The organism is Feifania hominis (assembly GCF_014384765.1).
In the GTDB taxonomy this organism is placed as follows: domain Bacteria; phylum Bacillota; class Clostridia; order Oscillospirales; family Feifaniaceae; genus Feifania; species Feifania hominis.
Map to the genome: position 1 here is coordinate 86028 of NZ_JACRSP010000001.1, position 13814 is coordinate 99841.

Genomic DNA, 13814 nt, shown 5'->3' on the forward strand with positions numbered 1-13814 from the left:
AGGCCGGCATGAGAGACTATGATGTCGCCATCATCGGCGGCGGAATCGGCGGGCTGATGACCGCCTATGAAATCAGCGAGAACGACCCTGCCTGCCGGGTTGTGATTCTCGAGAAAGGCAGCGCCCTGCCGGGGCGTCACTGCCCGATCATCGAGAAAAAGACCGGAAAGTGCGTCCGCTGCAAGAGCTGTGCCGTGATGGAGGGCATGGCCGGCGCCGGGGCGTTCAGCGACGGCAAGTACATCATCTCCACCGAGTACGGCGGGTGGCTGACCGAGTTTCTGGAGCCTGAGACCGTGCTCGGCCTGATCGAGAAAGCCGACTCGGTGCTCGTACGATTTGGGGCGAACACCGACCGCTTTCTGCCCGACAACGAGCTCAAGACGCTCTGCCTGCAGCACGATCTGCACATGCAGCAGGCGAGCCTCAAGCACCTCGGCACCGACGCGAACTATGAGACCATGCGCCGGCTGATCGAGCACATCGCCGAGCGGGTCGACATCATGACTGACACCCGCGTGGAGGATGTCGGGAAAGACGACCATGTGATTCGGGCTGTGGGCGCGCAGGGGGAGCTCGCGCTGCGCGCGCGGCACATCGTCTTTGCCGTGGGCCGTGCCGGCAGCGGCTATCTTTCGGCGTGGTGCCGCAACAACGGCATTGAGCTTGTCAACAACCAGGTGGACGTCGGCGTGCGCGTGGAGCTGCCCGCCGTCATCTGGGACCACTTCTCAAAGCGAATCTACGAGCCGAAGATCTGGTACCGCAGCAAGCTCTACGGCGACACCACGCGGATGTTCTGCTTCAACGAGCGCGGCTGTGTCGTCACGGAGAACACCGACGGCGTGCTGACCGTCAACGGCCACGCCTACAAGAGCGCCGAGCGAAAGACCGAAAATTCAAACTTCGCCCTGCTCTCGACGACGCGCTTTACCGAGCCCTTTCGCGAGCCGATCAACTATGCGCGCTATGTCGCGAGTCTGTCAAATTTGATCAGCGGCGGCAGTGTTTTGGTGCAGCGCCTGGGAGACCTCGAGGCGGGTCGGCGAACCAACGCCGCGCGCCTGGCAAATTCGACCACCCGGCCGACGCTCGACGCGGTGCCGGGCGATCTGTCGCTGTGTATGCCCATGCGCCAGCTCGACAACATCATCGAGACGCTGCACGCGCTCGACAAAGTGGCGCCCGGCACCGCAAATCACGATACGCTGCTCTATGGCGTCGAGTGCAAGTACTACTCCGCCCGGCCCGCCTGCGAGGATTTCGCGCTGGTCGGCTGCGAGAGGATCTACGCCGTCGGAGACGGCGCCGGCTTTACCCGCTCGCTCTCTCACGCGGCGGCGAACGGGCTCTATGTCGGCGATAAAATTCTTCGGGAGAAATGAAAAAAGAGGGCGAATTTTCGCCCTCTTTTTTTGCGCAGACGGTTGACACAGAGGTGGAAAGGCGCTATACTATACACATATTGTAAAGTTGTTCTCTTTACAGCTGGTTGTAAAGGGACTTTTTTGTGGGGGAGGCGGCCGTCATAAAGGGTAAGGATTTGAGATTCGCACTTCTTCTCGACTATTACGGCAACATGCTCACCGACAAGCAGCGCGAGGTCATGGATTACTACTATAACGACGACCTGTCGCTCGCCGAGATTGCCGAGCACACCAACATCACCCGCCAGGGTGTGCGCGACAGCATCAAGCGGGGCGAGGCGCTGCTGCTTGAACTTGAGGCAAAGCTCCGCTTCGGCGAGCGGATGCTCCACGCCGAGCACGCCGCCGAATCGCTTCACGAAATTCTGGCGAAAATGGAGGAGCTCAACGCCCTCTATCTCTTTTCAACGCCGCTGCGCGATCTGCTTCGCGAGATGGAGACGGCGCTTGCCGAACTGGAATCGGACCAGGACTGACGGAGGAAACCAATGGGGTTTGAATCGCTGACGGAGAAGCTCTCCGCCGCCTTTAAAAAACTGAAAAACAAGGGCAAGCTCACCCCGGCCGACATCAAGGAGGCCATGCGCGAGGTCAAGCTCGCGCTGCTCGGCGCCGACGTCAACATCAAGGTCGTCAAGGAGTTTGTCGCCCGTGTGAGCGAGCGTGCGGTGGGGATCGAGGTGCTTGAGAGCCTCACCCCGGCCCAGCAGGTGATCAAGATTGTCAACGAGGAGCTCTGCCAGATGATGGGCGGCAGTGTCTCCAAGATCAAGGTTTCGTCCTCGCCGCCCACCATTGTGATGATGACGGGCCTGCAGGGCGCCGGCAAGACCACCCAGACGGGCAAGCTCGCCGGCCTCTACAAAAAGCAGAACAAGCGCCCGCTTCTCGTGGCCTGCGACGTCTATCGCCCGGCCGCGATCAAACAGCTGCAGGTCGTCGGCGAGCAGGTCGGCGTGCCGGTCTTTGCGGGGGAGCAGGGCGAGAGCCCGGTCTCCATTGCAAAGCGGGCGGTGGAGCATGCGAAACGCCACGGCAACGACTTTGTGTTTCTCGACACCGCCGGCCGGCTCCACATCGATGAAGTGCTCATCGAGGAGCTCAAAAACATCAAACAGGCCGTGAACCCCACTGAGATTCTGCTCGTGGTGGACGCCATGACCGGCCAGGATGCAGTCAACGCCGCCGCGGCTTTCAACGAGGCCATCGGCATCGACGGCATCCTGCTCACCAAGATGGACGGTGACACCCGTGGCGGCGCGGCGCTCTCGGTCAAGCATGTCACGGGAAAACCGATCAAATTCATCGGCGTGGGCGAAAAGCTCAGCGACATCGAGGAGTTCCACCCGGACCGTATGGCCTCGCGCATCCTGGGAATGGGCGATGTGCTCACCCTCATCGAGAAAGCGCAGGAGAGCTTCGACGAGAAAAAGGCGGCCGAACTCGAACAGAAGATCCGCCGCGAGACGTTTGATCTGACCGACTTTCTCGATCAGCTGCGGCAGTTCAAGTCCATGGGCTCGATGGACCAGGTGCTCTCCATGCTGCCGGGCGTAAACGCCTCGCAGCTCTCAAACGCCAAAATCGACGAGGGCGCGCTCGCCAAGACCGAGGCGATGATTCTCTCGATGACCGACCGTGAGCGGCTGCACCCCGAAATCATCAACGGCAGCCGAAAACAGCGCATCGCAGCGGGCTCCGGAACCAGGGTGGAGGACATCAACCGCATGCTCAAGCAGTTTGAGCAGTCGAAGAAGATGCTCAAGCAGTTCTCCTCCATGGGGGCGAAACGCCGCCCGGGGCGGCGGGGATTTCCGTTCTTTTAACAGGCTATACTGAAAATTTAGTATACATGAATAACAGATAAAAGGGGTGAAATGAAATGGCAGTTAAAATCAGACTCAAGAGAATGGGCGCCAAAAAGAACCCGTTCTACCGCATCGTCGTCGCGGATTCCCGTTATCCCAGAGACGGCAGATTCATTGAGGAGGTCGGCACCTACAATCCCATGACGGAGCCGTCCGAGGTCAAGGTCGACGCGGAGAAGGTCAAGAAGTGGATCAGCAATGGTGCGCAGCCGACCGATACCGTGAAGGTCCTGCTCAAGAAAAACGGTGTTCTCTAAGGGAACCGGAGGGTATCATGTGCAAGGAATTGCTTGAAACAATTGCAAGAAATCTCGTGGACGATCCCGAGGCGGTCCGTGTGACCACGCGGGAGGCGCAGGACGACACGGTCGTGCTCGAGCTGCGGGTCGCGCCGGACGATATGGGCCGCGTGATCGGCAAGCAGGGCAAGATCGCCAAGGCCATCCGCGCCGTCATCAAGGCGGCCGCCACCAAGGAGAACGTCAAGGTACAAGTGGATATTGTGGACTGAGGTCCGCAGGATGTCGGGCGGCTTTTTTCAGAAAGCCGCCTTTCCACTGCCCTGACAGAGGAGGAACAGGATGAAACAGTATATTGACACCGGAAAGATTGTCGCAACATTCGGCGTGCGGGGAGAGCTGAAGGTCGACGCGTGGAGCGACGCGCCCGAGGTGCTTCTCGATTTTGACAACCTGTATCTTCACGACGGCACCTGTCTGCGCGTGAAGAGCGCGCGGGTTCACAAGGGGCAGGTGCTCTTTCACTTTGAGGGCTACGACACGGTCGAGCGGGCGCAGAGCCTGCTGCGGCAGGTCGTTTACTTTGATAGAGACGACGTCGAGCTCCCCGAGGGGAGCTACTTCGTGCAGGATCTGATGGGCCTTGCCGTGGTGGACGTCGACACCGGCGAGAACTACGGACGCATCACGGAGGTTCGCCAGACCGGTGCGAACGACGTGTATTTCGTAAAGAACGACGAGGGGCGCGAAGTGCTCATCCCCGCCATAGCGCAGGTGGTCGTCGAGACCGACCCTGCGGGCGGCGTGATGAAAATCCGGCCGCTTGAGGGGCTGTTTGACCTATGAGATTTGACATTCTGACGCTGTTTCCCGACATGTGCCGCGCCGTGGTGGACGAGAGCATTCTCGGCCGGGCACAGGCGGCGGGAACCATCGAGATTCACACCCACAACATCCGCGATTACTCGCTCGACAGGCACCGCCGTGTCGACGATTACCCCTACAGCGGCGGTCCGGGTATGGTGATGCAAGTCGACCCGGTTCGCCGCGCGGTGGATGCCGTGCGCGCCGAGGCGGGGAGCAGGGGCCATGTGATCTATCTCTCGCCAAAGGGAAGACGCTTCACCCAGCAGCGCGCGCGGGAACTGCTCGGCTGTGAGCATCTCATTTTGCTCTGCGGCCACTATGAGGGAATCGACGAGCGGATTCTCGAGCTGCTCGTCGACGAGGAGATCTCGGCGGGGGACTATGTGCTCACCGGCGGCGAGCTGCCGGCGCTCATGGTGGTCGACGCGGTCGCGCGCATGGTGCCGGGGGTGCTCAGCGAGCGGGAGAGCTTTGAGAACGAGAGCATCTACACAGGGCTTCTGGAGTACCCGCAGTACACCCGCCCACCCGAGTATGAGGGCCTCGCCGTGCCGGAGGTGCTGCTGTCGGGCCACCACAAAAACATCGAACAGTGGAAGCGCCGCGAGTCGCTGCGCCAGACGCTCTGCAAACGGCCCGACCTGCTCGAGCAGGCGCAGCTCACGCAGCGGGACCGGGAAGTGCTCGAAGAGCTCATCCGGGAGCAGCGTGAAGATTTTGACAACTCTGAGAAAAAACAGGTATAATAACGTCATATGGCCGCCGCATTTCACCGGCGGCAACACCACACCCTGACAAATGGGAGAGAACAATGGAACAGGACAGACGAGGCCCCGGCGCGCGGCTGCGCGAGTGGCTGCACAACGTAGCCGAGGGCAGTTTTTTCAATCGAATCGCGGGTAAGATCACGGACTTTTTCTACCGCCAGGGGGCAAAAAGCAAATTTGCAGGGGTCCTCACGACCTACCCGAGCTTCACGGAGAAGAAGAAAGACAGCTTTCTTTACCGCATCTTTGTCGACCTGCCGGCCAAGCCGGCGAGGGCGATTAAAAAGTATTTGACTAAGCTCTATGACGAGAGTGTTTTTTCGGGGATTGTCTCGCAGTTCTCGGCCTACCTGCTCTCGACCAATCTGATCTCGTGGGGGCTTGGATTCATCGCGTTCGGCGCGGGAATCGTCGGCATGTCGGTGCTGCGCTATCTGATGGGCGGCTCGGCGTCGCTGTTCAACACCGAGGACTTTATCGCCGTCATTGCTGTGATCGCCGGTTTTCTGTTTATGACAAGCCACCTCTCCATCGCGCAGGCAGTTTTGCAGAGCCGCTTTTTCCACTGGCTGATTGTCGACGTGGCGGGCTTTCGCAGCGAGTGGCTCGAGCAGAGCGGCCCTGCGGCAACCCGGCCCATCGTGCCGCTGGCAGTGGGGCTTGCGTGCGGGCTGTCCACCTATCTGTTCCCGTTCTATCTGCTGCCGGGCCTGCTGATTGGCCTTGTGCTCGTGCTGATGATTTTCAAAGTGACCGAGCTCGGTGTCCTACTCACCGCAACGCTTCTGCCATTTTTGCCGACCATGGCGCTGGTGGGGCTGATGGGCATCACGCTGGTGTCGTTTGCCTGCAAGTACATCAGAGGCAAGCGCGCGATTCACTTTGAGTTTCTCGATCTGATGATCCTCTTCTTTTTGGCGGCGCTGATTCTCTTCGGCGGCATCACGTCGGCGCTTCCGGCGCAGAGCTTGAAAAACGTTCTGGTATACACGGTGTTCATTCTCGGTTACTTTGTCATTGTCAACACGCTGCGCAGCACCGAGCTTGTGCGACGGGCGCTCTTCGGCATGGTGGGTTCGGGCGCCGTCGCGGGACTGCTGGGACTGTTTCAGTACGTCGTGGGTGTGGAGCGCTCGCTGATCTGGGTTGACACCACGATGTTCACCAACATCGGCAGCCGTGTCTTCGGCCCGTTTGACAACCCCAATGTCTTCGGCGAGTATCTGGTCATTATGGTGCCCATTGCCGCAGCGCTCTTCTGCGTGACCAGAGGCAAAGCGAGATACTTCTGCCTCGGTGCATTCGGCGTGATGGGACTGAGTCTGATCTTCACGTTCTCGCGCGGCGCGTGGGTGGCGTTTATTCTGGCGTTTGCCGTCTTCCTGGTGCTCTACGACAGAGTGTTTGCCAAACTTGCGCTGCTGCTGGTTCTGGCGCTGCCCTTTCTGCCGATGGTTCTGCCGGCCAACATCGTCCAGCGCTTCGCGAGCATCGGCAATCTCGCCGACACCTCAACGGCCTACCGCGTCTCGATCTGGACAGCGGGCCTCAAGATGGTGCGCGACTTCTGGAGCACCGGCATCGGGACCGGGAGCGCGGTGTTCATGCTGGTCTACCCGTCCTATGCGCTCAGCGGGGCGGGGTACGCGCTGCACGCGCACAACCTCTACCTCAATCTGTTCATCGAGCTTGGCATTGTCGGCATTGTGAGCTTTGCGCTGGTGCTGCTGTTTTACTTCAAGACTGTCTTCGGCGGCTATGCGACGGTCACCGACCGTTTCACCAGGGTCATGCTGCTCGGGCTCGGCTGCGGCATGCTCGGTATTCTGGTGCAGGGCCTGACCGACAATGTGTGGTTCAACTACCGGATTTTTCTGTTCTTCTGGGTGATTGTCGGCATTACGGCAAGCGCCTACCGCAGCCACTTTGAGGAGAGGGGCGAGACGCTATGATCCGCGTGACGCAGATTCTCTCCGACAGCAACATCGGCGGCGCGGGAACCTGGGTGCTGAAATTTGCCGGCCACTACGATCCGGCGCTCATCGAGCTCAGTGTCCTCGTGCCGCGGGGGGCCGCCATCACGCCGCTTCTCAGGCAGACAGGCGCCGAGGTCGTGGAAGTTCCCATGGCGCCCGACCGCTCCTATGACAGGCAGATTGTGACGGCGCTGCGGGAGCCGCTGCGGCGCCTTGCCCCCGATGTCGTACACACCCACGGCAGTTTTGCCGGCCGGGTGGCGGCGCGCCGGTACACAGACGCCGCGGCCATCTACACCAAACACACGCTCGACGGCGAGCGAAGCGGCGTCAAACGCGCCGTCTGGCGCTTTCTCGACCGGCGCTACAGCGATGGGATCATCGCGGTCAGCGAGTGCGCAAAGCGCAATCTGATTGCAAACGGCGCCGACCCCGGTCGAATCACTGTCATCTACAATGGAACAGTTCCCATTGAACCGGTCTCACCCGGACGCCGGGAGGAGCTGCGGCGAGGCTTCGGCCTTGAGCCGGATGCCTTTGTCTTTGCCATCGTCGCGCGCCTTGAACCAATTAAGGACCACAGAACTTTCCTGCGGGCGGCGGCTCTTGCCGCCGCGGAACATCCGAACGCCCGGTTTTTAATTGTGGGCGGCGGAAGCCTGCGCGGGGCGCTCGAGAGCTTCGCGCGGGAGCTCGGCATCGGCGGGCAGACGGTCTTCACCGGAGAGATCGCCGGTGCGGCGGACGTCTATCGGGCGGCGGACGCGGTTGTCCTCTCAAGTGAGAGCGAGAACATGCCTCTCTCGGTGCTCGAGGCCATGTCGGCCGGGCTGCCGGTTCTCTCAACCGATGTCGGAGGCGTGCGCGAGGCGGTGAGCGACGGGATCAGCGGTCTTCTGGCCGCACGGTCGGACGCTGCGGCGCTCGCACGCGGCATGGCAAGACTCATGGACGAGCCGGAGCTCGCCCGCACACTCGGCGCTGCGGGTGAGCGCATTTACCGGGAGAAGTTTACGATAGAACGGTGCGTCGACAGGACGCAGCAACTGTATCAGGAAGCGAGGAGAGTTTGATGGAAAAGAAACAGATGAAGAAAAAACACCGCTTCAACCTGTTTGACGTGCTGATTATCGTATTGGTGATCGCGGTTGCGGCAGCCGTCTTCTGGTTTTTCAACCGCGATAAGGGCGGTACGATTCTGGCGGCGGGCACCAAGGTGACCTACCAGCTCGAAATCACAAACGTGCCGCAGGAGGTCGCCTATTCGCCGCGCATCGGCGACTATGTCAAGGAGGGCGTGCGCAAGGTGCGCCTGGGCAAGATTGTCGGTGTGGATGTGCAGCCCTATGAGAAGCTCACGCGAAATCTCATCGACGATACGATCAACCTCACACCTGTGCCGGACCGGTACACGGTTGTGATCACCTGCGAGGCGGACGGCAAGCTCTCCGGCGGGCGGGTATCGGTAAACGGACACGTCTTCGGCGTCGGCTCGGAGATCGCGCTGCAGTCGAAGAACTTTGCCGGCACCTCGTACTGCATCACCATGAAGACGAAATAGGAGGGATGAACCATGAACAAAAAGGGTAAAGTATTCGGTGTCAACGTTCTCGATCTGGTCATCCTGCTGTTCGTCGTTGCGGCAGCCGTCTTTGTGATGCTCAAGGGGAACTTCATTGAAAAGGTGAAGGTCACCTCCAACGACGCGAAAATCGAGTATGTGGTCATGCTTGAGAGCGTTCGCGAATACACGTACAACGCCATCTATGTGGGCGACCCGATCTTTGACGACGAGACGGATGCGCAGATCGGCGTTGTCACAAAGGTTGAGATGAAGCCATACTATGATATCATTGAAAAGAGTGATGGCACCGTTGTGAGCGCTCTCGTGCCCGAGCGGTACAAACTGCTCATCACCGCCGAGGGGGACGGAAAGGTCACCGACGACGGCTACATGATCAACGGCAACCGTCTCGTCGCGCCGAACGGCTCGATCAAGGTGGCGACCACGCGCGTGTGTTCCAACGGCAAGTTTGTCAGCGTCAGACAGATTCAGGCCCAGTAACAGGGCAAATAGGGGATTGACGAACAGCGAAAATTCCTGTACAATCGTAAGTAGTAAAATTGATTTTAAAGGGGCGTTCCAATATGTTCTCTAGAGAAGCTACCGTTCAGAATCAGGTTGGATTACATGCGCGTCCGGCGACGTTTTTCATTCAGAAAGCAAACGAGTTCAAATCCTCCGTCTGGGTTGAAAAAGATGAGAGGCGGGTCAATGCGAAGAGTTTGCTCGGCGTCCTGTCCCTGGGCGTCACGAAAGATACACGCATCACCATCATCGCTGACGGCCCCGATGAGGAGACTGCGGTCAACGCTCTGGTAGAGCTGATCAATTCCAACTTCGACGAATAATCCACGCCTTTCCAAAGACGAAAGCTTAAGCGGGCTTTCGTCTTTTTTGGTTTCGGCTTCGGAGGGCAAACCATTGGATCAGAAGACTCTGGCAAGACTCAAGGAAAAAGTAAAACAGCTGCCCATGACGCCGGGCATTTACATGATGCGCGACAAGGCGGGCAAAATCATCTATGTCGGCAAGGCGAAGCTGCTCAAAAACCGGGTATCACAGTACTTCAACGGCATTGACCGCCACACGCCCAAGGTCTACAGGATGGTGCAGAATGTCGACGACTTCGACGTGATCATCACCGACAGCGAGCTGGAGGCGCTGGTGCTCGAGTGCTCGCAGATCAAGCACTACATGCCAAAGTACAACATTCTGCTCAAGGATGACAAGAACTACCCCTACATCAAACTGGATGTGGACAGCCCCTATCCGCGCCTGAGCATGACGCGCCGCCGCCTCGATGACAGAGCGCGTTACTTCGGGCCCTACAGCGGCAGCGTGGGGGAGATCATCCGCACCATCAACCGCATGTTCAAGCTGCCCACCTGCCACAAGAGCTTTCCGCGCGACTTTGACAGAGAGCGCCCCTGCCTGAACTACTCCATCAAAAACTGCATGGGAGTCTGTACGGGAAAAATCAGCGAGCAGGAGTACCGCGAGGCCATTGACCAGGCCGTAGAGATTCTTGAGGGGCGCTATGAGCGGGTCGCCGAGGAGCTCACACAGAAAATGACCGAGGCTGCCGAGGCGCTCAGCTTTGAGAAAGCCGCGCTCTACCGTGACCGGCTCACCGCCATACGCAAGCTTGCGGACCACCAGAAAGTGGTGGCTGCGCCGAGCGTCAACCGGGACGTGATCGGCTTTTACAAAAACGCCTTTCAGGCGGTGGTGGAGGTTTTCCTCATCCGCTCGGGCAAGCTCGCCCAGGAGGAGAGCTTTGTCTTTGCCCCGGAGGACTACGACGACGAGCCTGCGGCCCTCGGGGAATTTGTCAAGCAGTTCTATGAGGTGCGCCGCGACATCCCGGGCGAGATTCTGCTCAGCGGAGATGTGGAGGACCGCGAGCTCATCGAGGCCTTTCTCACCCAGCGGGCCGGCCGCAGGGTGAGGCTGCGCGTACCGCAGCGCGGGGAGCTCAAAAAGCTCACCAACATGGTCTGCAAGAACGCGCAGGACAGGCTCGCGCGCATGCTGCCGCGCGAGGAGAAAGTCAAAAAGACCATCGCCGAGCTTCAGCAGAAGCTCGGCCTGCCAAAGCCGCCGGTGCGCATTGAGGCGATTGACATCTCCAACACCGCCGGCAGCGATGTAGTGGGCGCGATTATCGTCTTTGAAAACGGCGAGCCGAAGAAGAGCGGCTATAAAAAATACAAGATCAAGAGCTTTGACGGACAGGATGACTACGCAGCCATGCGCGAAGTGCTCTACCGGCGCTTCCGGCGCTATCAGGAGGGGGACGCGGGGTTTGACACGCTGCCCGACCTGCTGCTGCTCGACGGCGGAAAGGGGCATGTCGCAACCGTGAGGCCTCTGCTCGAGGAGATGGAGATTCCCGTGCCGGTCTTCGGCATGGTCAAGGATGACCGCCACCGCACGCGCGGCCTCACCACCGACAGTGAGGAGATCACCATCTCACCGGCGAGTCCAGCTTTTGTGCTTGTCGGGCGGATTCAGGAGGAGGTCCACCGCTTTGTCATCGAATACCACCGCAGCACGCGCGGCAGGAAGATGCTGCGATCAGGGCTCTCGGCCGTACCGGGGCTCGGGCCGACGCGGGTGAAGAATCTGCTCACGGAGTTTAAGACCATTGAGAACATCCGCCGCGCATCCATCGACGATCTGTGCCGTGTCAAGGGAATGACCCGCCGCGCCGCCGAGAACATCAAGCGGCATTACGGGGAACTTTCTTGACGGCGGGAATTGCGGTGTTGTATGATGGAGAGGAACAAGCACAGTGGGAGTGAATCATGAGAGTAATTACCGGCACGGCCCGGGGCATCCGTCTGACGACACCGCCCGGCCTTGACACAAGACCCACCATCGACCGCGTCAAGGAGGCGGTCTTCAGCAAGATACAATTTGAAATCGAGGGGCGCGACGTGCTCGATCTGTTTGCCGGAAGCGGCCAGATGGGCATTGAGGCGCTCAGCCGCGGCGCGCGGCACTGCGATTTCTGCGATCTGGACCAGCGCGCCTGCGACTGCATTCGGGACAACCTTCTGCGCACCGACCTGGAGCAGAGCGGCGAGATCTATGCCATCGACTATCTGCGTATGCTCTCCTTTGCACAGCGGACGAGGCGCTACGGGCTCGTCTTTCTCGATCCGCCCTATCAGCAGGATGATCTCGAGCGGTCGCTTGAGCATCTGGCAAACGGGGACATTCTGACCGACGACGCGGTGGTCGTGTGCGAGTGCGGGCTTGAAAAAGAGCTGCCCGAGACGGCCGGCTGCCTTGTCAAGGGCAAGAGCGCGCGCTACGGCAAGGTCAGAATCGAAGTCTATCGAAGAGAGACAAGGTGAGACGATGAAAACAGCTGTCTGTCCCGGCAGTTACGACCCGGTGACCATCGGCCACATGGATGTGATCCGCCGCACGGCCGGTCTGTTTGACCGGGTGGTGGTGACGGTGCTTGTAAACAGAGAAAAGACGCCGCGCTTCTCGCTCGAAGAGCGCGTCGCCATGCTCGAGAAGTGCGTGGCGGGGATCCCCGGCGTGTCGGTCGACGTCTACGAGGGACTGCTCGCGGACTATGTGCAGAAAATCGGAGCGGCCGCCGTGGTCAAGGGAGTGCGCGACTTCATGGACTACGCCATGGAGACGAGAATGGCGCAGATCAACCGCAAAATCGGCGCGCAGCCGGTTGAGACTCTGCTGCTGCCCGCGCGGGCGGAGCTTCTCCACGTCAGCTCCAGCACCGTGTGGCAGATTGCGCGCGCCGGCGGTGAAATCAAAGATTATATCCCGCCGCAGATATGGGTAGAAATAGAGAAACGCCTTGCCGAAACGGAGGAGAGTAAATGAATACACAGGATTGTATTGAACGCTTGGAAGATGTCATTGATGAGGCCTGGAATCTGCCGCTGTCAAACGGCAAGTGCGTGGTGGACGCCGAGACCATCCGGGAGCTGGTGCGCGAAGTGCGCGACAGTCTGCCGGGCGAGCTTGAGCAGGCGATGAAGATCGTCAAGGATCGAAACGACATCATCACCACGGCCCGCCATGAGGCCGAGGTCATTGTCAAAAACGCGCAGGAGAAAGCGAGAGCTCTGGTCAGCCGGGATGAGATCGTGCTCGAGGCGCGCAAGCAGGGAAATGAGCTTCTCGCCTCGGCGAAGAAGCAGGCGGCCGACATCGTCAATCTCGCCAACGAGCAGGCGAGCGCGTTGGTTGCCGACACCAACCGCCATGTGAGCGATCTGATGAGCGAGACCAACGAAAAAGTCCGCGAGATGAAACAGATGGCAAACGACTATGCCGACGATATGATGCGCAAGATGAGCGAGGTGCTGGGCGCCGCGCTGACCGACGTGCGTCAGACCTATCAGACCTTTAAAAACAACAGACTGTAACCGACGGCAGCACCGACTGCCGCCCCGGCGGACCTCATTGAGGTCCGCCGTTTTTTTTGCTTTTTCAGACACTACTATATCTAGTGGCTGGGTGGATTTGAGACACAATTGGCTTAAATTTCTACCTCTGATTTTTCAAAAAGGAGTTGTCAACGGAGGAAATACCGTTTAAAATGTTAATAAAGTGGTGGAAAGTGTTAGTAAGTGACATTAAGTGGTGAATTTCACCCGAAAGACGGACAAGTTTGTGAAGGAGGGGAAGCTGCGGTGCTGATCGGTCAATACAAGCACAATGTCGATCTCAAGGGCCGGCTCATCATGCCGCAGAAATTCCGCGACGACCTGGGGGAGACATACATCGTCACCCGGGGGCTCGACAGCTGCCTGTTCGTCTACCCCATGAAAGAGTGGGAAGTGCTCGCCGAGCGCATCAAGGCTCTGCCCATGGCCAAGGGGCGCGAGCTGCAGCGGTTCTTCTTCGCCAACGCCGAAGAGGTGGTGACCGACGCGCAGGGCCGTATGCTGATTCCGGCAAATCTTCGCCAGTATGCGGGGCTCAAAAAAGAGGCGGTCGTCATCGGTTCGCTCACCCGGGTCGAGATCTGGGACCGCCAGAGCTGGGAAAACGCCTGTGAGAATCTCACCGGTAGCGCTGTGGAAGAGGCCATGATCGAACTTGGATTTTAAGGGGTTG

Annotated in this window: 17 protein-coding genes; all 17 read left to right on the forward strand. The window is 59.4% G+C overall.

Annotation, left to right across the window (positions count from 1 at the left end; genetic code table 11):
• Positions 1-8: 8 nt before the first annotated feature.
• Positions 9-1385 carry an NAD(P)/FAD-dependent oxidoreductase gene (locus tag H8695_RS00435; RefSeq protein WP_249298803.1) on the forward strand — a complete coding sequence of 459 codons (1377 nt, stop codon included), beginning with the start codon at positions 9-11 and terminating at the stop codon, positions 1383-1385.
• A gap of 194 nt (positions 1386-1579) precedes the next feature.
• Complete coding sequence (locus H8695_RS00440) at positions 1580-1903, forward strand: sigma factor-like helix-turn-helix DNA-binding protein (protein WP_249299491.1); 324 nt, start codon at positions 1580-1582, stop codon at positions 1901-1903.
• Positions 1904-1915: 12 nt separating this feature from the next.
• Positions 1916-3253 carry a signal recognition particle protein gene (gene ffh, locus H8695_RS00445; RefSeq protein ID WP_249298804.1) on the forward strand — a complete coding sequence of 446 codons (1338 nt, stop codon included), beginning with the start codon at positions 1916-1918 and terminating at the stop codon, positions 3251-3253.
• 56 nt (positions 3254-3309) lie between these two features.
• Positions 3310-3552: a 30S ribosomal protein S16 gene (gene rpsP, locus H8695_RS00450; protein WP_249298805.1), complete on the forward strand. Its 243-nt coding sequence runs from the start codon at positions 3310-3312 to the stop codon at positions 3550-3552.
• Positions 3553-3569: 17 nt separating this feature from the next.
• Positions 3570-3806, forward strand: a complete 237-nt coding sequence (locus H8695_RS00455) for a KH domain-containing protein (RefSeq protein WP_249298806.1) — start codon at positions 3570-3572, stop codon at positions 3804-3806.
• 70 nt (positions 3807-3876) lie between these two features.
• On the forward strand, positions 3877-4380 hold the full coding sequence (gene rimM, locus H8695_RS00460) for a ribosome maturation factor RimM (protein ID WP_249298807.1): 504 nt from the start codon (positions 3877-3879) through the stop codon (positions 4378-4380).
• Positions 4377-5147 carry a tRNA (guanosine(37)-N1)-methyltransferase TrmD gene (gene trmD / locus H8695_RS00465; protein ID WP_249298808.1) on the forward strand — a complete coding sequence of 257 codons (771 nt, stop codon included), beginning with the start codon at positions 4377-4379 and terminating at the stop codon, positions 5145-5147. The genes rimM and trmD overlap by 4 nt, the downstream gene beginning before the upstream one ends.
• Before the next feature lie 65 nt (positions 5148-5212).
• On the forward strand, positions 5213-7120 hold the full coding sequence (locus H8695_RS00470) for an O-antigen ligase family protein (RefSeq protein ID WP_249298809.1): 1908 nt from the start codon (positions 5213-5215) through the stop codon (positions 7118-7120).
• Positions 7117-8217: a glycosyltransferase gene (locus H8695_RS00475; RefSeq protein ID WP_249298810.1), complete on the forward strand. Its 1101-nt coding sequence runs from the start codon at positions 7117-7119 to the stop codon at positions 8215-8217. Before H8695_RS00470 ends, H8695_RS00475 begins: the two co-directional genes overlap by 4 nt.
• A complete protein-coding gene (locus H8695_RS00480) occupies positions 8217-8705 on the forward strand; it encodes a DUF4330 family protein (RefSeq protein ID WP_249298811.1) in 489 nt (162 codons plus the stop codon). The genes H8695_RS00475 and H8695_RS00480 overlap by 1 nt, the downstream gene beginning before the upstream one ends.
• Positions 8706-8717: 12 nt before the next feature.
• A complete protein-coding gene (locus tag H8695_RS00485) occupies positions 8718-9209 on the forward strand; it encodes a DUF4330 domain-containing protein (protein ID WP_249298812.1) in 492 nt (163 codons plus the stop codon).
• Between the two features lie 83 nt (positions 9210-9292).
• A complete protein-coding gene (locus H8695_RS00490; protein WP_249298813.1) occupies positions 9293-9556 on the forward strand; it encodes an HPr family phosphocarrier protein in 264 nt (87 codons plus the stop codon).
• Between the two features lie 73 nt (positions 9557-9629).
• Positions 9630-11459 carry an excinuclease ABC subunit UvrC gene (uvrC, locus tag H8695_RS00495; RefSeq protein WP_249298814.1) on the forward strand — a complete coding sequence of 610 codons (1830 nt, stop codon included), beginning with the start codon at positions 9630-9632 and terminating at the stop codon, positions 11457-11459.
• Between the two features lie 56 nt (positions 11460-11515).
• Positions 11516-12070 carry a 16S rRNA (guanine(966)-N(2))-methyltransferase RsmD gene (rsmD, locus tag H8695_RS00500; protein WP_249298815.1) on the forward strand — a complete coding sequence of 185 codons (555 nt, stop codon included), beginning with the start codon at positions 11516-11518 and terminating at the stop codon, positions 12068-12070.
• 4 nt (positions 12071-12074) lie between these two features.
• The gene (gene coaD / locus H8695_RS00505; protein WP_249298816.1) at positions 12075-12572 is read left to right on the forward strand and encodes a pantetheine-phosphate adenylyltransferase; all 498 of its coding nucleotides are present in this window, start codon (positions 12075-12077) and stop codon (positions 12570-12572) included.
• Positions 12569-13120, forward strand: a complete 552-nt coding sequence (locus H8695_RS00510; RefSeq protein ID WP_249298817.1) for an ATP synthase subunit B family protein — start codon at positions 12569-12571, stop codon at positions 13118-13120. Before coaD ends, H8695_RS00510 begins: the two co-directional genes overlap by 4 nt.
• Positions 13121-13387: 267 nt before the next feature.
• Complete coding sequence (mraZ, locus tag H8695_RS00515; RefSeq protein WP_249298818.1) at positions 13388-13807, forward strand: division/cell wall cluster transcriptional repressor MraZ; 420 nt, start codon at positions 13388-13390, stop codon at positions 13805-13807.
• Positions 13808-13814: the final 7 nt, after the last annotated feature.